Genomic DNA, 19,232 nt, shown 5'->3' on the forward strand with positions numbered 1-19,232 from the left:
CCGGTGAGGTCTGTCCGGCCCTCTCGAACCCTCGTCGGTGAACCGAGAGCCTCCTCCTCGGTGAACCGGGAGCGTCCCGCCCGTCCCACCCGGTCGGTTCACCCGCCGGGGATGAGCTCACCGCGCCGGCCCGGCGACCGGCCCGGGACCCGGCGGAGGGCACCGTCACCCGCACGAGGTGATGCCGTCCGTCCTGGTGACGCGAGAATGGCGGCCGATGGCCAGGCCGTCGCACGGGAGGTGACGCCATGGGCGGGGCGCAGGCGGACCCGGCCGGGACACCGCCCGGCCGCGCGGACTTCGAGATCCGGGTGCGGGGCAAGTTCGGCGACGCCTTCCGTTCGGCGTTCGGCGAGATGACGATCCAACTGCGCCCGGCGGAGACGGTGTTGCTGGGCTCAGGGCTCGACCAGGCCGCCCTCTACGGGATCCTCGACCGCATCCAGGCGCTGGGACTCGAACTCCTGGAGGTACGGCGGCTTCCGAACTCCTGAGGCGTGGGCGGACGAACTATACGGAAAGGTAAAGCATCCGCCAAAACAGAGCCGAACAGCCTCTTCCGGAGCCCGTCAACCACTCCCCACTGTGGAGGGGTGATGCCCTGCACATGGGGAGGTGAAGGGCATGTCCGCAGCAGTGTGCACGGAGTCGGCCGACTGCCCGTCGGCCGCCGGGCAGGTGCTGGCCCTGCGCAGGCACCTGCGTGCGCTGGGACGCGAGGAGGAAGCCGCCGACACGGCCGTGACGACCTGTCTGATGTGGGTCGCCGGGGTCCTGGTGAGGGTCGCCCTCGACCTCGCTGATCCGCGCAGCGCGGGGGCCCTGATGGACGAGGCGTCGGCCGTCCTGGCCTCGGCGCCGGTCCCGGCCGCCGCCGGGCCGCACCCTGCCCCGTCCCTCGTCGAGCCACTGACGAGCCGTCAACTCGCCGTGCTGCGGCGACTGGAGGAGGAGGTGTCCCTGCGGCAGATCGCGGACGGGATGTACGTCTCGTACAACACCGTCAAGAGCCACACCCGGGCCGTGTACCGCAAGCTCGGCGCGGGTTCGCGCGCCGAAGCCGTCCTTCGTGGACGGGAGTTGGGCCTCATGTAGGGCCCGCGCGCCCGTACTCCGGCGCCCCGCCCCGGTCCCCGGCGAGGGCGGCGCCCAGCTCACCGCGCTCACCTCATCACGGTGTGGCCCCACCCGGTGGTCACAGCAGTTCCAGTTCCCGCGCCCGGCGCACGGCCGCCGAGCGCCGCGTCACGGCCAGCTTGCGGTAGACGCTCTTGAGGTGGGTCTTCACGGTGTTCACCGAGAGGTACAGCTCCTCGGCGATCTCTTCCGTGGTCATCATCTGCGCCAGCCGGCTCAGGACGTCGCGCTCGCGGGCGCTGAGCCGCTCGGCGTGCGCCACCGCGCCCGCCGGGGTCTCCGGTGCGGCGCTCACCGCGACACGCCCCGGCCGGGAGGGATCGACCAGGGCGGCGCACGCGGGCACCACCGTCCGCAGCATCGCGCGCGGCAGCCGGGCCCGTGCCACCACGTCGCCGATCGGCACGCCCGGCCGGGCGCCGCGCTCCACCGTGCCGGTCAGCCCCGCCACCAGGGCGGCGATCCCGGACAGGAACGCGTCGGGCGTCGCCGCCAAGACGGCCTGCCCGTGAGCCAGTTCACGACGGGCCCGCGCGGGGTCGCCGCGTGCCAGCTCGACCCAGGCGCGCGCCAGGTGGAGTGCGGAGCGCGGCGGTTCGGGCGCGGTCCAGGCGGGCAGGGGCGGCTGGGTGGCCTGGGTGGTGAGTTCGTCGGCGGCCCGGCAGCGTCCGCGCAGCACTTCGAGGAGCGCGAGCTCGGCCAGGCAGTCCCTGCGCAGCGCGCCGTTGCCCGCGGCGCCCGCGGCCTTCAGCCCGCCGGTGAGGGCGGCCTCGGCCGCCTTGAGGGCGCCGTCGCGCAGCTCGCCGCCGCCCCGGATCGCGAGGGTGAGCGCGGAGATCTCGGGCCGCTGGACCAGCGCGGCGTGCGGCAGTCGCAGCGAGGCCGACTCCGCGTCGGCCGCGGCCTCCCGTGCCTCCCGCGGCCCGCCGGCGCGCAGCCGGTCCATGCGGATGACGGCGTGGGCCAGCCGGCAGCGGGCGCCGCGGTCGTCCTCCTCGGGGGGCACCTCGGCCAGGAGCCGTCCGGCGTGCTCCATGTACCGCTCGTACGCCGGGTCGTCCGCGTGGACCCGCGCGACGGCCGCGGCGAGCAGCACGAGTTCGGGCTCCTCGGCCGGCAGTTCGGCGGGCAGCTGCCGGAGCAGCTCGGCCGACAGTCTCGCCTTGGTCAGGCCGAGGACCTGGCCGATGGCCAGGCGGTGCACGACCAGACGGCCGATCTGCGCCCAGTCGCCCGCGGCGATCAGGTGGTGCACGGCGTCGGCGAGCAGGCCGTGGGCCCCGAGCCAGTCCGCGGCCCGGCGGTGCAGCGGCGAGACGAGCCCCGGCGCCTCGTGGCGCAGGCACATCCGCAGCACGTCGGCGAACATCTGGTGGCAGCGGAACCAGCCCTGGCCGACGGGCTGCAGGAAGGAGTTGTCCCGTACGAGGTCCGCGAAGTGCCCGCCCGCCTCCTCGCCGGAGAGCTCGGCGGCGAGTTCGGCGTTCATCCGGTCCAGGACGCTCGTCGTGAGCAGCAGCCGGCGCATGCCGGGCGACTGGAGGTCGAGGACCTCCTCGACGAGGTAGCTGGAGATCGTCTCGTCGTCGCCGGCGAACTGGGCGACGAACCGCTCGGGATCGCTCTGCTTCTCCAGGGACATCGCGGCCAGGCGCAGCCCCGCCGCCCAGCCGTCCGTGCGGTGCCGCAGCGCGCTCACCGTCTGGCGGGGCACGTCGATGCCGTGCTGGGCCAGCAGGGCCGCGGTCTCGCGGTCGTCGAACGCGAGGTCGGCGGTGCGCAGTTCGGTGAGGTCGCTGGTGAGCCGGCCGCGGTGCAGGTGCAGGGGCGGGTCGCGGCGCGCGAGCACGACCAGGCGCAGGACGCCCGAGGTGTGCCGCAGCAGGCTGGTGACGCCCTCGGCGATCGGTGAGCCGGGGGCGGGCTGGAAGTCGTCGAGGACCAGGACCACGGGCTCGCCGTACTCGTTCAGTTCGCCGGCGAGCGCGGCCACGTGCCGGGGGCCCTCGCCGGTGGCGACGCGGTCCGACAGGTCCACGCCCGCCTCGCGCAGGGCGCCGACGACGCGCGGCCAGAACACGCAGGGCTGCTCGGCGCGGCCGTCGCAGGTGACCCACGCGAGCGGTCCGGGCAGCCGTCCGGTGTGCGCCCACTCCAGGGCCAGCGCCGTCTTGCCCGCGCCCACGGGTCCGACGACCACGGTCAGCGGGCCCAGGGCGCCCCTGGACAGCCTGGATGTCAGTCGGGGCCTGGGGACCAGCCAGGTCGGCAGTGCGGGGGCGGAGCCGGCGGCCCCGGGGTCCGGACCGGCCTCCCGTGGGCGTGACCACTCGGCCATGGTCGGCACCTCGCTCTCGGAGCAGTGCGGTGCGGCACAGGCAAGTGTGGGGCCGACGGCTCGGGTGGGGTGCGCGGCGGGCGCCATCTCACCCGGGTGAAGTTCCGGCGCACGACGGCGTGGACGGCGCGCACGGAGGGGCACCGTCCACTTCCGGCTCAGGGGCACCCTCAGCACGGCTCAGGGGCGCCCCCGGTGCGGCTCGGGAACGCCCCTCGTCCGGTCGGCGGCGCAGGTTCAGGTCACTTCTCGCGCAGGGCCTCGACCAGTTCGTCCTCGCGGTCCTTGGTGAGGGAGGTGCGGATCACGGTCGGGTTGAAGGGACGCACCGCGTCGCGCACCCGGTCGGGGGTGGAGCGCCGCACGAGCGCGAAGACGGCTGCCCGGCCCGGTTCGAGGGTGGCCGCGATCTCCTTGATGAAGGGGTCGTTGATCCCCACGTCGGTCAGCTTTCCGGCGATGGCACCGGTGGCGGCGCCCACCGCGGCACCGAACACCGGCATCAGGAAGAGGAGCCCGAACAGCGAACCCCACAGCGCGCCGCCGGCCGCGCCGACGCCGGTGGGGCTGTAGGTCTGGCGGACATGGATCTTGCCGTCCATGGTGCGCCAGGCGAGCGCCGCGTCCTCCAGGTCGAGCAGTTCCTGCTTGGAGAGGTCCTTGGCGAGGCGCAGCACCGCGTCCGCCTTGTCCTTGTCCGCGAATCCGAGCACGACGAGATCGGCCATCAGGCCCTCCTGTGGTTGTTGCGTTTCGGCTGGTCCGGGTCCGATCCGTTCGGAACCGGTTCGCCCGACCGCTGTGCCGCCCTGACGAGTTCGGCGGCGATGGGCGTGAGCGCCTCTTCGGTGAGGAAGCCCTCCGCGACCGGCACGCCGCCGGCGTCGCGGACGGCCTTGCGCAGGTGCTTCGCCCAGACGTGTTCCAGCAGGACGAAGGCCGCCGCGGTCCCGGGGTCGAGTTCCTCGGCCATCTCCCTGATCTGGGTGAGGGACAGACCGAAGGCGTTGCCCTCGGCCAGGCTCGGATAGACGTCCTGTGCCCCGCGGAGCCGCTCGGCCGAGATGCCCAGCAGCGCGGCGACCGTCTCGCCCATGCCCTCTGCCTGGAAGTCGAGGGTGAACAGGTCCCCGCCGGTCTCCTTGCCGACGAAGAGCAGGTCGAGGACGTGGATCTGTTCGTTCGACTCCAGGACCGCCAGCTCCTCGATGATCCGCCCCTCGAACTTGGCGTCCGGCCCGAAGCCGATCGTCAGGAGCTGGACCGGTCCGATCTCAGCCATGGTGCCTCCCTTCGGCGGAACTGCCGCCGTCACGCCCGTCATCACAGCGTCGGAACGTGCCGGGACGCGTCACCCGCCACAGGTGAGGGAGGCGTGCGTCGGCGCGGTCACGGTGGGCCGCGGAGGTGGGACACCGATGACGGACGACGAGACGCGGGGCCGGGACGAGACGCCGGACCGGGACGACGGCTCTCCCGCCCGAAGCGGCGCGACCGGGCCCGGGCCGACGGCCGGCCCCGAGACCGCACCCGAGAGCACCGAAAGCACCGAAAGCGAAGTGGCACGCCTGCGCGCGGAAGTGGCGCGCCTGCGCGACCGCTCCGGGACCGAACGGCGGCGCCGGGCCCGCACCCTGGCGATCCGGCGCGTGGCCGCCGCGGTGCTGATCGCGCTGGTCGCCGTGCTGGCCGTCACATCGGTCGTGGGGGTGTGGGGCTCGCGCACCACGCTGAACACGGACCGCTGGATCGCCACCGTGGGCCCGCTGCCCGACGACCCGGAGGTCAACGCGGCCGTCTCGACGTATCTGGCGAACGAGATCTTCGACCAACTGGACGTCGAGCAGCGGCTGTCCGAGGCGCTGCCGCCCCGGGCGTCCTTCCTCGCGGGGCCGGTGACCGGGGCCGTCCACGGCTATCTGCGGGACTCGATCTCCAAGCTCATCGCCACGGACCGGTTCCAGGACCTGTGGCGCGCGACGAACCGGTTCGCGCACGAGCGGATCATCGCGGTCCTGGAGAAGAGCGACGGCAACGTACGGGTCCAGGGCGACACGGTCACCCTCAACCTGCTGCCGATGGTCAACAACCTCCTGCGCTCGCTGGAGGACCAACTGCCCACCCTGTTCGGCAAGAAGCTCGACCTGCCGGCCCTCTCCTCGGGCGAGATCCCGCCCGGTCTGCACCAGCGGATCGAGAAGGCACTGAACGTCGACCTGCCCGAGGACTTCGCGCAGATCCGGCTCTACGACCGGCACGAACTGGGCCAACTCCAGGAGGCCGTCCTCATGTTCAAGCGCGCGGTGGTGGGCCTGCTGATCGCCGTGCCGGTGCTGCTGGGCCTCGCCCTGTGGGTCTCGCCCAACCGGCGGCGCACCCTGCTCCAGCTCGGCCTGTGGCTGATCGTGACGGTCACCGTCCTCTCCAGCGTGCTGCGGGCGGTGCGCGACCAGCTGCTCGACCACGTGCCGCCCGGCGTCTACCGCGACGGCGTGCAGTCCGCGCTGTGGACGATCTTCACGACGCTGCGGGACCGCGGCGACCAGCTGCTGTGGCTCGGCATCGCCATCGCCGTCATCGCGTATCTGGCGGGGCCGGGACGGCTGCCGGTGCTGCTGCGCAGGCTGGTGGCGAAGGGAGCGCGGGCCACGGGCCACTTCCTGGCGCGGACCGGGGACCGGGTGACCACGAAGAAGCTGCCGGTGCGGCCGTGGCTGACCCGCCACGCCGACGTGCTGCGGGTCTCCGGGCTCGTCGTCGCGGCGCTGGTGGCGTTGCTCCTGTCGTCGTGGACCGGACTGCTCGTGGTCGCCGTCCTGCTGGCCGCGTACGAGATCGCGATCACCCTGGCCGCGAGGAGCGGGGGCTCACCCCCAGAAGGTGAGGCGACCCCGGAGGCCCCCGCCAAGACTGGCGCCCCCGGCTGAGTACCGCTGGGGCCGACGCAGGGAGGCTGCGCATGAAGAGGCAGACGCACGCCGGCCGCACCGGGCCGGCCGGCGACGCGAGCGGACGGTCCCGTCTGTGGGGCCCCTACCTCAGCGAACGCCAGTGGGGCACGGTCCGCGAGGACTACAGCCCCGGCGGCGACGCCTGGTCCTACTTCCCGCACGACCACGCGCGTTCGCGCGCCTACCGCTGGGGCGAGGACGGCCTCGGCGGGATCTGCGACGAGAAGCAGCGGCTGTGTCTGGCCCTGTCCCTGTGGAACGGCCGCGACCCGATCCTCAAGGAGCGGGCCTTCGGCCTCACCAACGGCGAGGGCAACCACGGCGAGGACGTCAAGGAGTACTACTTCTACCTCGACAGCACGCCCAGCCACTCCTACCTGCGCTATCTGTACAAGTACCCGCAGGCGGCGTTCCCCTACAACGACCTCGTCGAGGTCAACCGGAACCGTACGCGCCAGGAGTTCGAGTACGAGCTCCTCGACACCGGGGCCTTCGACGACGACCGCTACTTCGACGTGACGGTGGAGTACGCCAAGGCCGACCACGACGACGTCCTGATGCGGATCACCGTCGACAACCGCGGCCCCGACGAGGCGACGCTGCACGTGCTGCCGACGCTGTGGTTCCGCAACACCTGGTCGTGGCACGAGCGCCGCGACGAGGAGCGCATGCCGCAGCTGAAGGCGGTCGAGGGACCGCGCGCGACGGCGACCGTCCGTGCCGACCACCCGGAGCTCGGCAGTTACGACCTGCGGTGCGACGGCGCGGCGGAGCTGCTGTTCACGGAGAACGAGAGCAACAACGAGCGTCTGTTCGGCACGGCCAACGCCTCCCCGTACGTCAAGGACGGCATCGGCCGCTACGTGGTCCACGGTGAGCGGGGCGCCGTCAATCCGGCGCGGCACGGCACGAAGGCGGCCGTGCACCACACGCTCACCGTTCCGGCCGGCGGGTCCGAGACGTTGCGGCTGCGTCTCGGCCCCGCCGGCGCCCAGCTCACGCTGGCCCCCAAGGGGTTCGACTCGGTCTTCAAGAGCCGGATCGCCGAGGCGGACGCCTTCTACCGCGAGCTGACGCCCGACGGGGCGAGCGAGGACGAGGCGCGCGTGCTGCGCCAGGCGCTCGCCGGGATGCTCTGGTCCAAGCAGTACTACGCGTTCGACCTGGAGACCTGGCTCGCCGAGCACGACCTCACCCCGTGGAGCCCGCCCCGGTCCGGCATCCGCAACCGCGAGTGGTTCCACATGGTCAGCGACGACATCGTGTCGATGCCGGACAAGTGGGAGTACCCCTGGTTCGCCGCCTGGGACCTGGCGTTCCACGCGGTCGCCTTCTCCGTCGTCGACGTGGGCTTCGCCAAGGAGCAGCTCGAACTGCTGCTGCGGGACTCCTACTTGCACCCCAACGGCCAGATCCCCGCCTACGAGTGGAACTTCGGCGACGTGAACCCGCCGGTGCACGCCTGGGCCGCGTACTTCGTGTACTCGGTGGAGAAGGCCACGACCGGCCACGCCGACCACGCCTTCCTGGAGCGCACCTTCCAGAAGCTGCTCACGAACTTCACGTGGTGGGTCAACCGCAAGGACCCCAGCGGCCGCAACGTCTTCCAGGGCGGCTTCCTGGGCCTCGACAACATCGGTGTCTTCGACCGCAGCGCGCCGCTGCCCACCGGCGGCACCCTGGAGCAGGCGGACGGCACCGCCTGGATGGCGCTGTACTGCCAGTCGATGCTGCAGATCGCGGTGGAGCTGGTCGAGCACAACGAGGCCTACGAAGAGCTGGTCCTGAAGTTCGTCGAGCACTATCTGTGGATCGCCGCCTCGATGGACCGGCTCGGGAACCTCGGCGACGAACTGTGGGACGAGGAGGACGGGTTCTTCTACGACGTGCTGCGGCTGCCCGACGGGGAGGCCGTCCGGCTGAAGGTCCGCTCCATGGTGGGGCTGCTCCCGCTGTGCGCGTCGACCGTGTTCCAGCCGAGGCAGCTGGAGCGGCTCTCCGGCCTGACCGAGCGCCTGCAGCGGTTCGCCGCGCGCCATCCCTCGCTGTCGGTGACGCTGACGTCGGCGCGGGCCGGCACGGCGGGCGGACCGCGGCTGCTGTCCGTCGTGGACGAGAAGAAGCTGACGCGGGTGCTGGCCCACCTCCTGTCGGAGGACGAGTTCCTGAGCCCGTACGGCATCAGGGCGCTGTCCCGGCACCATGCGGAGCACCCGTACACGTTCTGGGTGCACGGCGAGGAGTACCGGGTCTCCTATCTGCCCGCCGAGTCGGACACCGGCATGTTCGGCGGCAACTCCAACTGGCGCGGCCCGGTGTGGCTGCCGATGAACACGCTGGTCATCCGGGCGCTGCTGAACCTGTACGGCTTCTACGGCGACGATCTGACCGTCGAGTGCCCGACCGGCTCGGGGGTGCGGAAGAACCTCTACGAGGTCGCCGAGGAGCTCTCCGTGCGCCTCGGCCGGATCTTCCTGCGCGACGAGCAGGGCCACCGGCCAGTGTACGGCGGGCAGCAGAAGTTCCGGGACGACCCGCACTGGCGGGACCTGGTCTCCTTCTTCGAGTACTTCCACGGCGACAACGGCGCCGGCATCGGCGCCTCCCACCAGACGGGCTGGACCGGACTGATCGCCGCCCTGATGAAGATCTTCGGGACACTCGGTCCCGACGACTTCCGGCCCGGATCCGCGAGGAGGCGCACCCGATGACCGAGCTGCCCGCACAGCCCGTCGTCCATGAGGTCAACACCCGCGTGTGGCTGCGGGAGACCGGTCTGCGCACCGGCCGTCCGACCGGCCTCGCGGAGGTGCCCAAGGACGTCTGGGACGAGATCACTCCCTCGGGCGTCGACGCCGTGTGGCTGATGGGCGTCTGGGAGCGCAGTCCGCTGGGGCGCAGCATCGCCCTGGACAACCCGGCGCTGCGCACCGCGTTCGACGCGGCCGTCCCGGGCGTCGGCGAGGAGGACATCGCGGGATCGCCGTACTGCATCCGCCGCTACGAGGTCGACGCGGCACTCGGCGGGTCCGAGGGCCTTGCCGCCGCGCGCGCCGAGCTGGACCGCAGGGGCGTCGGGCTGCTGCTCGACTACGTCCCCAACCACGTGGCGCCCGACAGCCCTTGGGTGAGCGAGCACCCCGAGTACTTCGTGCGGGGCGACGCGGCGGACGTGCGGCGCGATCCCGCCGGGTTCCTCGACACCGGGCGGGCCGTGTTCGCCCGGGGCCGCGATCCGTTCTTCCCGCCCTGGCCGGACGTCGTGCAGCTGGACGCCTTCGCCCCGGCGCTGCGGCAGGCCACCGCGACGGTGCTCGACGGCATCGGCCGGGTGTGCGACGGGGTGCGCTGCGACATGGCGATGCTGCTGATCAACGACGTGTTCGCCCGGACGTGGGGCGCGCGGGTGGGCGCGCCTCCCGAGGAGGAGTTCTGGTCGGAGGTCGTGACGGCCGTCCGGCGCGGACACCCCGGGATGATCTTCGCCGCGGAGGCGTACTGGGACCTCGAATGGGCCCTCCAGCAGCAGGGGTTCGACTTCTGCTACGACAAGCGGCTCTACGACCGGGTGCTGAACGAGAGCGCCCCGTCGGTCCGCGCCCATCTGCTGGCCGACGAGCAGTACCAGCGCCGTCTCGTCCGGTTCCTGGAGAACCACGACGAGCCGCGCGCCGCGCAGACGCTGCCGCCGGCGAAGGAGCGGGCGGCGGCCGTGCTGATCGCCACGCTGCCCGGCGCCACGCTGTGGCACGAGGGTCAGTTCACCGGGCGCCGCGTGCACCTGCCGGTCTTCCTCGACCGGCGCCCCGACGAGCCGGCGGATCCGGCGCTGCGGGCGTTCCACGAGCGGCTGCTCTCGCGCGTCCACGGCAGCGGCATGCGTACGGGCGGGTGGCGTCTCCTGGACTGCGCGGGCTGGCCCGACAACGACTCCGCGCGGCATCTGATCGCCTCGTGCTGGTCCGGTCCCGCGGGCCGGTTCCTGACCGTCGTGAACCTCTCCCCGCATCAGGCGCAGGCCCGCGTCCGGCTGCCCTGGAGCGAACTGGGCGAGGAGACCTGGGAGTTGACCGACCTGCTCCACGACGACCGGTACGGGCGCTCGGGCGCGGAGCTGCTGGGGAACGGTCTGTACGTCGATCTGCCGCCGTGGGGCACGCATGTGCTGTCCGCCGCGGCGAACGTGGGGTAGTCCGGGCCCCGTCGTGTGGGGGAAGGGCCCAGCCGGCCGTGGACGGCTGGGCCCCGCTCCGTGGCGGCTACGGTCCCTCTGCCGTCGGCTGCCTGCTCACCGCGGTCCACCGCGCGCCGCTGCGCTCGCGGAACGCCTCGACGGCGCTCTCCACCGTCGGGAAGAACTGCCCCGGATCGAAGGCCCGCGTCAGGCCGTAGCGCTCGACCTTGCGGCGCACCGGGTCCTTCAGCTCGGCGAAGACCAGCTCGGTCCCCCGCTTCTCCAGGGCCTCGTCCAGCTCCTCCAGGAAGTCGGCGGCCGTCGTGTCGACGTCGGTCACCGGCTCGGCGGCGATGAGCACGCAGCGCGGCGGCGGTTCGGTGCGCGCGCACCGCAGGACCTCGTCGCGGAACGCCTTGGCGTTGGCGAAGAACAGCGGCGCGTCGAAGCGCAGGATCACCAGGCCGGGCAGCTCCTCGGCGCTCGGGTACGAGCGCACGTCGTGGTAGCCCGCGAGGCCGGGCACGCGTCCGAGCACCGTGCTGTAGGGCCACCACGCGCGCCGGAAGACGTTGAGGATGGACAGGCCCACGGCGACCGCGATGCCGGGCAGCACGCCGAGCAGCGCCACCCCGAGGAAGGCCGCGATGCACAGCAGGAACTCCGCCTTGCGCTGCCGCCACAGCCGCGCCGTGCCCTGGGCGTCGGCCAGCGAGAGGGAGGCCGTGACGACCACCGCGGCGAGCGTGGGCTGCGGCAGGTCGCGGAAGAGGCCCGGCAGCAGGACGAGCATGAGGAGGATCAGCGCCGCGCCGACCACCCCGGTGAGCTGGGTCCGCGCGCCCGCCCGCTCGGCGACGGCCGTCCGTGAGCCGCTGGTGCTCACGGGGAAGCCCTGGAAGAGCCCGGCGGCCATGTTCGCCGTGCCGATGGCGATCATCTCGTCGTTGCCGCGGACCTCCTGGCCGGTGCGCGTGGCGAACGCCGAGGCGTTGGAGATCGTGTCGGCCAGGGAGACCAGGGCGATGCCGAGCGCGCCGACGCACAGCGGGCCGAGGTCCTCCCACCGGATGTCCGGGACGGTGAAGGGCGGCAGCCCCTCGGGCAGCCTGCCGACCATCCGTACGCCGTGGTCCTCCAGGTCGAGCAGGACGGAGGCGGCGATGGCGAGCACCACCATGACGAGGACGGCGGGGACCTTCGGCAGCAGGCGCTGCAGGAGCAGGATGACCGCGATGCAGCCGAGGCCCACGGCGACGGCGGCCGGCACCGCCTTCCCGTCGCCCAGCGCCCCTGCGAAGGCGTCGATCTCCTCGATCAGCCCGTCGGCGTCGGTGGAGAACCCGAACAGCTTGGGCAGCTGGCCGACGAGGATGGTGAGGGCCAGGCCGTTCATGTAGCCGATCATGGTCGGCTTGGAGATCAGGTCGGCGACGAAGCCGAGGCGCGCCACGCCCGCCAGGAGCGTGATCGCCCCGACCATCAGCGCCAGGGCGGAGGCGAGCGCGACCGCGCGGGCGCTGTCGCCGCCGGAGGCGACCAGCGGCAGGACGGTGGCGGCGATCATCGGGCCGAGCGACGAGTCGGGGCCGAGCACGAGGATGCGGGACGGCCCGGTGACGGCGTACGCGAGCAGGCAGAGCACGGACGTGTACAGGCCGGTGATCGCCGGCAGTCCGGCCAGTTCCGCGTACGCCATGCCCTGCGGCACGAGCAGCGTGCTCAGGACGAGGCCGGCCACGAGGTCCTTGGCCAGCCACTCCCGGCGGTAGCTCCGCAGCGTCTTGACGCCGGGCGGCTGCCAGGGCACCGGTGCCTCACCGCCGTCCGGGGCCGGCGGGCCGCGCGCGGCGGCGGGCCACGAGCTTGCCCAGCTCCCAGAGCGTCAGCAGGACGAGAGGCGGCAGGAACGCCCAGGCGAACTGGCCCGCTTCCAGCGGCGTCGTGTCGAGCAGCCGGTTGAAGACGTCCGTCTGGGTCACCAGGACGGCGAGGACGAACTCCCCGAGCATCGTCCAGTTCAGCTGCTTGCTGTCGAACGTGTCGGCCGTGAGCACCGTGCCGGTCTGGCTGCGGCACTCCAGGGCGGCGACGATCAGGCAGAGCGCGAACGAGGCGAAGGCGATGGAGTTGCCGACGCGGACGCTGTCGTAGCGCGCCTCGCCCAGCTGGATCAGGCCGAGCAGCCCGGCGGCGACGGCCGCCCCGGCGAGTCCGACCGTCAGCATCAGGCCGGGGGTCATGACCGGCTGGCCGCGGGGGCGGGGCCGGCGGGTCATGAGGTCCTGCCTGACCCGGTCGAAGCCGAGGGAGAAGCCGAAGGCCGCGTTGACGACGAAGTGGATCCAGAGCACCTGGGCGGGGGTGAACGGCTCGCCGCCGGCGATGTCGAACAGCGTGGCGCCGAGGAAGCAGAGCACGAACACGACGAGCAGGAGCAGCACGAAGCGGATGTACTTGGTGAGGTTGTCGTAGATCTTGCGGCCCTGCTCGACGGCGTGGACGATCGTGGCGAAGTTGTCGTCGGACAGGATCATCCGGGCGGCGTTCTTGGCGACCTCCGTGCCGGACCCCATGGCGACGCCGATGTCGGCGGACTTGATGGCGGGGGCGTCGTTGACGCCGTCGCCGGTCATGGCGACCACGTCGCCCTTCTTCTTCAGGGTCTCGGCGAGCAGCACCTTGTGCTCGGGGGCGACCCGGCCGACCACGCCGATGCCGTCGATGCGGTCGAGCCGTTCCTGTTCGGAGAGCGCCGCGAAGTCGGCGCCGAGGATCGCCTCGCCGCCGATGCCGATCTGCTCGGCGACCGCGGCACCGGTGATGATGTCGTCACCGGTGACCATCCGGACGCGGATGTGCGCGGCCTGCGCGGCGGCGACGGCGTCCCGGGACTCGTCACGCGGCGGGTCGACCATGCCGACGAGGCTGGTCACCCGCAACGCGGTGATCTGCGCGAGGAGATCGCCGCCCGGCACGAACGCCGCGGGGTCGAGGTCGCGGGTCGCGGCGGCCATCACCCGGCGGCCCGCGCGCTCCATCCGCTCGACCTCGCCCTCGGCGCGGTCCCGCAGCGCCGTGTCGAAGGGGAGGCTCGCGCCGTCCGACAGCGCGGTCGTGACGCGCGCGAGGACGGCGGGTGCCGCTCCCTTGACGAAGCAGCGCACGACGGGGTGGCCCTTGTCGTCGGTGGCCTCGTGGAAGGTGGCCATCAGTTTGTACGCCGGGTCGAAGGGCAGCGTGGCGAGCCGGGGCAGCCGGGCGCGGGTGGCCTCCACGTCCAGGCCCGCCTTGTGGCCGAGGACGAGCAGGGCGCCCTCGGTGGGGTCGCCCACCACGCGTCCGTCCACCAGCGAGGCGTCGCTGGCGACGAGGTAGGGCAGGATCGCGTCGTCGATGCCCGACGAGGTGCCCGCGGCGTGGTGGACCCTGCCGTCGAGGGAGTATCCGCCGCCCGAGACCGTGTACCGGTCGAAGGGGTCGACGACCTCGACGACGGTCATCTGGTTCATCGTCAGCGTGCCGGTCTTGTCGGAGTTGACGGCGGAGGTGAAGCCGAGGGTCTCCACCGACGGCAGGTCCTTGACGATCGCGTGGCGCCGCGCGAGGTCGAGGCCGCCCAGCGAGAGGATCGTCTGGGTCACCGTGGGCAGCGCCTCGGGGACGGCGGCGATGGCCAGCGACACGGCGCTCACGAACAGCGCGTCCCACGGCTCGCCCCGCCCGCGCCCGAGCGCGAACATGACGACCATGGTCACCCCGGCGGCTCCCACGATCCACAGCGTGAGCCGGTTCAGCTCCTTGGTGAGCGGCGACATCTCACGCCGGGTGGTCGACAGCATCCCGGAGATCTTGCCCAGTTCGGTGGAGGCCGCGGTGGCGGTGACCACGAGGACCGCGCTGCCGTGCGTGACCGGGGTGTTCATGAACGCCATGTCCGTCTGGTCCACCGGACCCAGGTCCGTGCCCCGCACCGGCGTGGCGTCCTTGGCGACGGGGACGCTCTCCCCGGTGAGCGCGGACTCGTCGATCTGCAGGGCGCTCGCCGACAACAGCCGTCCGTCGGCGGGCACTTCGTCGCCCGCGGCCAGGAGCACGATGTCGCCGACGACGACCTCCGCCGCGTCGACCTCGACCACCCTGCCCTCGCGCCGCACCCGGGCGGTGGCCTTCGTCATCGCCTTCAGGGCGTTCATGGCGCTCTCGGCCTTGCCCTCCTGCCGCAGCCCGATGACCGCGTTCAGCAGGGTCAGGGCCAGCAGCACCAGCGCGGTGCCCCACTCCTGGATGAGGAGGGAGACCAGGGCGGAGGCGACGAGGATGATCTGCATGTACGTGGTGAACTGGCCGAGGAAGCGGACCAGGCCCGGTGTCGGCTTCTCCTCCGCCAGGGTGTTGGGCCCGTCCTCGGCGAGCCGCGTGGCCACCTGGGCCGCGCTCAGGCCCAGGGCCGGGTCGACGCCCAGTTCCTCGGCCACCGACTCGGCCGGGCGCGCGTACCAGGCGTGGGCCGGTGCCGCGGGGGCGTCGTGTCCGGATGCCGCTGCGGTCATCGCGCCCGCCTTCCCGCGCCGTGGCGGCCGCGGCCGTCCGCGGCGGCGGCCCAGGGGTCCGCCGCCGCGCCGGCCGGTGCCTCGTCCTCCAACTGGCGCTTCTCCAGTTCGAGTTCGTGACGCGCCTTGTCGCCGATGTCCGGATAGCGCGGGCCGATGTCGAGCAGCGCGTGCGAGAGGACGGCGGCCGCGCAGATCCGGGCGTACCACTTGCGGTCCGCGGGCACCACGTACCAGGGGGCCCACGGGGTGCTCGTGGCGGACAGCATCTCGGAGAACGCCGACTGATAGGCGTCCCAGGAGGCGCGTTCGCGCGCGTCCGCCGCCGAGAACTTCCAGTTCCGCTCCGGCACGTCGATGCGTTTCAGGAAGCGGACGCGCTGTTCTTCCTTGGACAGGTTCAGGAACAGTTTGACGACGCTGAAGCCGTTGTCCGTCAGATACCGCTCCCAGTCGTTGATCTCCCGGTACCGCCGCCGCCAGAACGCCTTCCTGCCCTTGGCCCCGCCCGGCAGCCGCTGGCGGGCGAGGAGTTCGGGGTGCACGCGCACCACCAGCACCTCCTCGTAGTGCGACCGGTTGAAGATGCCGATCTCCCCGCGGCGCGGCAACTGGCAGGCGTAGCGCCAGAGGTAGTCGTGGCTGAGCTCCTCGGCCGAGGGCGCCTTGAAGTTGGCCACGCGCACGCCCTGCGGGTTCACTCCGCTCATGACGTGGCGGATGGTGCCGTCCTTGCCCCCGGCGTCCAGCGCCTGCAGGCACAGCAGCACGCCGTGGCTGCCCTCGGCGGCCAGCCTGCGCTGGTAGTCGGCGAGCAGGAGCACGCCGCTGCGGAGCAGCTCCTGCCCCTCGGCCTTGTCCTTGACGCCCGCCTTGTGGGCGGGGTCGAAGTCCTTGGCCAGGTTCACCTTCGCACCGGGCTCGACCCGCAGAGGGGCGATGAACGCGGCGATCCGCTCGGCCCTCTCGTCCCTCGTGCGCACCCGTCCGTCCTTCATGGGGTTCCTCTGCTAGCCCAGGGTGTCCTGATCCACGACGCACAGGCCCCAGATGACGAAGCCGTCGATCGCGATCAGCGTGAGGGACCAGAAGGGGTGGTACGGGATGGACAGGAAGTTGGCGATGATCATCAGGGCGGCGATGATCACGCCGGTGATCCGGGCCCACTTCATGGCCGCGAGCAGGCCGAGGCTGACGATCACCGCGACCACGCCGAGGACGAGGTGGATCCAGCCCCAGCTCGTCAGGTCGAACTCGAAGACGTACTGGGGCGTGCTGAGGAACACCTTGTCCTCGAGGACTGCCATGAGCCCCCGGCAGAAGCCCATGGAGCCGGAGATGAACAGCATCACCGCGGCGAAGATCGTCAGCCCGCCCGCGGCCGCACGCGTGGTGCCTGAACGATTGTGCGAAGTGGTCGTGGTGGTCATGACAGGACCCCCATGGTTGAGCAGGGTGCCGATTGCACCGCTGAGTGGGGGCGAGTCTCGCCCTCGCCGCGGTGCCGGGTCGTCACCCCCCGAGGGTGACGCCCGGAGGCGGGGCACCCAGGAGGCTGTCCGTCGTCCGGCGCGCGAGAGGCTTCCGGCGCCGGAGAGGCCGCCGGGAGGGGCTCCGGCGCGCGAGGGAGGCTCCGTCCCCTGAGGGGAGCTCCGGCCCGAGAGGGAGGCGAGGGATGACCGTGCCGTCCACCCCCGAGGGGGCGAACGCCCCCCAGAACGGCCGCCCGTGGCCGCGTCGCATCCTCGCGCCGCTCGCGCTGGCCCAGTTCATCTGCAGCTTCGCCGGCTCCAACATGACCGTGATGATCAAGGACATCAGCGAGGACCTGGACACCACCGTGCAGGGCGTACAGATCGCGATCACCGCGTTCCTGCTGGTGATGGCGGCTCTGATGATCCCGGGCGGCATCCTCACGGAACGCTACGGCCGCAAGCGGTGCCTCGTCGTCGGGCTCGCCATCTACGGCGTCGGCGCCCTGATCAGCGCGGCCTCGCCCGGCCTCGGCGTGCTCATTCTCGGCAACTCGATCCTGGAGGGCGTCGGCACGGCGCTGCTCATCCCGCCCGTGTACATCCTCACCACCCTCCTGTTCACCGAAGTCGCCGACCGGGCCCGCGCGTTCGGGGCGATCATGGGCATGGGCGGCATCGGCGCAGCCGCGGGACCGCTGCTCGGCGGGCTCATCACCTCGGCGATCAGCTGGCGGGCCGCGTTCGTGTTCCAGGCCGCGGTGGTCGCGCTGATCATCCTGCTCACCCGGAAGATCGACGACCCGCTGCCCCCCGACCCGAGCCGTTCCTTCGACACCGGCGGCGCGGTCCTGTCGGCCGGCGGTCTGGTGCTGGTCGTCATGGGCATCCTCGCGGCGGACGACAACGTCTGGCTGATGGCCGGGCTGCTGCTGGTCGGCGCCCTCGTCCTGGTCGCCTTCTTCCGCTGGGTGCGCGCCAAGGAGCGCAAGCACGCCGTACCGCTGCTGCCGACCGCGCTGTTCCACAACCGCACGTCCAACCTCGGCCTGATCACCCAGCACATCCAGTGGCTGCTGCTCATGGGGGTGTCGTTCGTCGTGGCCACCTATCTCCAGGTCGTCCGCGGCTACGACGCGATCGGCACCGGCGTGATCTTCACCGCGTCGACGCTGGGGCTGCTCGCCAGCTCGCTGGCCGCCGCGCGCTTCGCCCGGCGGCGCGAGCAACGGACCCTGGTCATGGCCGGGTTCGCCGTGACGGTGTGCGGGATCGGCGTCCTGATCGCCCTCGCCCACGGCTCGCCGAAGGCCTGGGTGTTCACTCCCGGGCTGCTCCTGATCGGTCTGGGGCTCGGGGTGATGCTGACACCGTCGGTGAACGTGGTGCAGTCGAGCTTCTCCGAGGACCTCCAGGGCGAGATCTCCGGCCTGTCGCGCAGTGTGTCCAACCTCGGTTCCTCGGTGGGCACCGCGCTCGCGGGCACCATCCTCGTGGCCGACCCGTCCGTGGGGCCGTACGCGGTGGCGCTCGTGGTGCTCGCCGTCATCGGGCTCGGCGGGCTCGGCGCCGCGGCGAAGCTGCCCCGGACGCCGCCGCCCGAACGCCGGGCCTGAGGCCGCGCGGCGGCCCCGGCTCACCGTGTTCGTGGTGCACTTCGGTGGCGACGAGCAGGTCCTGGAGCGACGCGCGGCGGGCACTGAACGGGATCCAGCACATGCCCAGCGGGAACGTCACGCACAGGACCGCCCGCAGCAGGGAACGCGGCAGACCCGGCCGCCGCCCGGCCCGGCCGGTGACGCGGAGCCCCATCAGCCGGCAGCCGACCGTGGCGCCGACCGAGGCCCAGGCGCCGCCGAGGTAGAGCACCGCGACGACCCACGCGACCGATCCGGTGAGCCAGGCGGGCAGGTCCGGAAACCGGAACGGCGGCCCGGTGGCCAGCAGCCGCGCGCACCCCGCGCCGAACTGCACGGTGAACCCGGTCAGGGCCAGGACCAGCGCGTCGAGCACGGAGGCGACACCGCGGGAGACGATGCCGGCGGGTTCGGGGGCGGGGCCGGGTACGCCGTCCGGCCCCGCCGGCCGCGCTCTGTCGTCGCGGGCCGTCATCGCCGGCCTCGTGGCGAGGGGTCCGCGCCGTTGTCCGACGGCGGGTCCGCCCGGCGCAGCAGACGGTCCGCGAGGCGGTTCACGCTGCGGTCGCCGCGCTGCCCGAGGAGGCGGATCGCGTCGACCGTGTCGGTCGTGAGGCCGCCCCCGGTGTCCCGGACGATCTTCCCGAGGTCGATCTCGCGGAGCACGTCACGGGTGATGCCCACCAGGTCGATCCGGTCGATCACCGCGTCCACGTCGACCCGGTCGGCGATGGGGTTCACGTCCACCCGCTCGGCGATCCGGTCCACGTCGATCCGGTCCGCGATCCGGTTCACGTCGACCCGTGCCACCAGGGCGTCCAGGTCGACGCGGTCGAGCACGGCACCGATCACCGCACGGGTCACGGCGTCCGCCGCCCCTCCCACCGTGTCCAGCGCGCACCGGGCCCGCCGGACGACACAGGCCAACAGGCCGCCCGCACTTGCTGAGGTCATCGTCAGACCGCAGCAG

15 protein-coding genes are annotated in these 19,232 nt (G+C 72.4%); 6 read left to right on the forward strand and 9 right to left on the reverse strand.

The features are described from left to right. The first annotated feature begins 248 nt into the window (after window positions 1–248). Together AOK22_RS03450 and AOK22_RS03455 are read left to right on the forward strand one after the other, a co-directional pair. A complete protein-coding gene (locus AOK22_RS03450; RefSeq protein WP_055697038.1) occupies window positions 249–494 on the forward strand; it encodes a hypothetical protein in 246 nt (81 codons plus the stop codon). Window positions 495–624: 130 nt separating this feature from the next. Further along, window positions 625–1,095: a helix-turn-helix transcriptional regulator gene (locus AOK22_RS03455; RefSeq protein ID WP_157872168.1), complete on the forward strand. Its 471-nt coding sequence runs from the start codon at window positions 625–627 to the stop codon at window positions 1,093–1,095. A 100-nt stretch (window positions 1,096–1,195) separates the two neighbouring features. Here AOK22_RS03455 and AOK22_RS03460 read toward each other — a convergent pair whose 3' ends face one another. The 3 genes from AOK22_RS03460 to AOK22_RS03470 form a co-directional block, all read right to left on the reverse strand. Beyond that, a complete protein-coding gene (locus AOK22_RS03460) occupies window positions 1,196–3,475 on the reverse strand; it encodes a LuxR family transcriptional regulator (protein WP_055697040.1) in 2,280 nt (759 codons plus the stop codon). 242 nt (window positions 3,476–3,717) lie between these two features. Further along, window positions 3,718–4,203: a DUF1269 domain-containing protein gene (locus AOK22_RS03465; protein WP_055697041.1), complete on the reverse strand. Its 486-nt coding sequence runs from the start codon at window positions 4,201–4,203 to the stop codon at window positions 3,718–3,720. Beyond that, window positions 4,203–4,757, reverse strand: coding sequence for a hypothetical protein (locus AOK22_RS03470; RefSeq protein ID WP_055697042.1), 555 nt, complete (start codon window positions 4,755–4,757; stop codon window positions 4,203–4,205). The genes AOK22_RS03465 and AOK22_RS03470 overlap by 1 nt, the downstream gene beginning before the upstream one ends. Before the next feature lie 136 nt (window positions 4,758–4,893). Between AOK22_RS03470 and AOK22_RS03475 the strand changes: the two genes are divergently transcribed. From AOK22_RS03475 to AOK22_RS03485, 3 genes are read left to right on the forward strand one after another with little or no spacing between them, the layout of a single operon-like run. After that, window positions 4,894–6,402, forward strand: coding sequence for a hypothetical protein (locus AOK22_RS03475; RefSeq protein WP_063795187.1), 1,509 nt, complete (start codon window positions 4,894–4,896; stop codon window positions 6,400–6,402). Between the two features lie 32 nt (window positions 6,403–6,434). Continuing rightward, the gene (locus tag AOK22_RS03480; protein WP_055697044.1) at window positions 6,435–9,137 is read left to right on the forward strand and encodes an MGH1-like glycoside hydrolase domain-containing protein; all 2,703 of its coding nucleotides are present in this window, start codon (window positions 6,435–6,437) and stop codon (window positions 9,135–9,137) included. Next, complete coding sequence (locus AOK22_RS03485) at window positions 9,134–10,618, forward strand: alpha-amylase family protein (RefSeq protein WP_055697045.1); 1,485 nt, start codon at window positions 9,134–9,136, stop codon at window positions 10,616–10,618. The genes AOK22_RS03480 and AOK22_RS03485 overlap by 4 nt, the downstream gene beginning before the upstream one ends. Window positions 10,619–10,685: 67 nt before the next feature. Here AOK22_RS03485 and AOK22_RS03490 read toward each other — a convergent pair whose 3' ends face one another. Genes AOK22_RS03490 through AOK22_RS03505 form a run of 4 tightly spaced genes read right to left on the reverse strand, consistent with a single transcriptional unit; the run spans window position 10,686 to window position 16,583 of the window. After that, the gene (locus AOK22_RS03490; RefSeq protein WP_055697046.1) at window positions 10,686–12,410 is read right to left on the reverse strand and encodes a SulP family inorganic anion transporter; all 1,725 of its coding nucleotides are present in this window, start codon (window positions 12,408–12,410) and stop codon (window positions 10,686–10,688) included. Between the two features lie 7 nt (window positions 12,411–12,417). Then, window positions 12,418–15,153, reverse strand: coding sequence for a cation-translocating P-type ATPase (locus AOK22_RS03495; protein ID WP_055697047.1), 2,736 nt, complete (start codon window positions 15,151–15,153; stop codon window positions 12,418–12,420). After that, complete coding sequence (locus tag AOK22_RS03500; RefSeq protein ID WP_055697048.1) at window positions 15,150–16,151, reverse strand: polyphosphate kinase 2 family protein; 1,002 nt, start codon at window positions 16,149–16,151, stop codon at window positions 15,150–15,152. Before AOK22_RS03500 ends, AOK22_RS03495 begins: the two co-directional genes overlap by 4 nt. A gap of 12 nt (window positions 16,152–16,163) precedes the next feature. Next, window positions 16,164–16,583, reverse strand: a complete 420-nt coding sequence (locus tag AOK22_RS03505) for a DUF7144 family membrane protein (RefSeq protein WP_055697049.1) — start codon at window positions 16,581–16,583, stop codon at window positions 16,164–16,166. A gap of 245 nt (window positions 16,584–16,828) precedes the next feature. Here AOK22_RS03505 and AOK22_RS03510 point away from each other — a divergent pair, with 245 nt between their 5' ends. Then, window positions 16,829–18,241, forward strand: coding sequence for an MFS transporter (locus tag AOK22_RS03510; protein WP_055697050.1), 1,413 nt, complete (start codon window positions 16,829–16,831; stop codon window positions 18,239–18,241). Here the strand turns inward: AOK22_RS03510 and AOK22_RS03515 are convergent. Further along, the gene (locus tag AOK22_RS03515; RefSeq protein ID WP_063795188.1) at window positions 18,171–18,737 is read right to left on the reverse strand and encodes an RDD family protein; all 567 of its coding nucleotides are present in this window, start codon (window positions 18,735–18,737) and stop codon (window positions 18,171–18,173) included. The two genes, AOK22_RS03510 and AOK22_RS03515, sit on opposite strands and share 71 nt — an antisense overlap. Beyond that, window positions 18,734–19,216, reverse strand: a complete 483-nt coding sequence (locus AOK22_RS03520) for a hypothetical protein (protein WP_063795189.1) — start codon at window positions 19,214–19,216, stop codon at window positions 18,734–18,736. The genes AOK22_RS03515 and AOK22_RS03520 overlap by 4 nt, the downstream gene beginning before the upstream one ends. Window positions 19,217–19,232: the final 16 nt, after the last annotated feature.

It is taken from the genome of Streptomyces silaceus, assembly GCF_001419745.1.
GTDB lineage: Bacteria > Actinomycetota > Actinomycetes > Streptomycetales > Streptomycetaceae > Streptomyces > Streptomyces silaceus.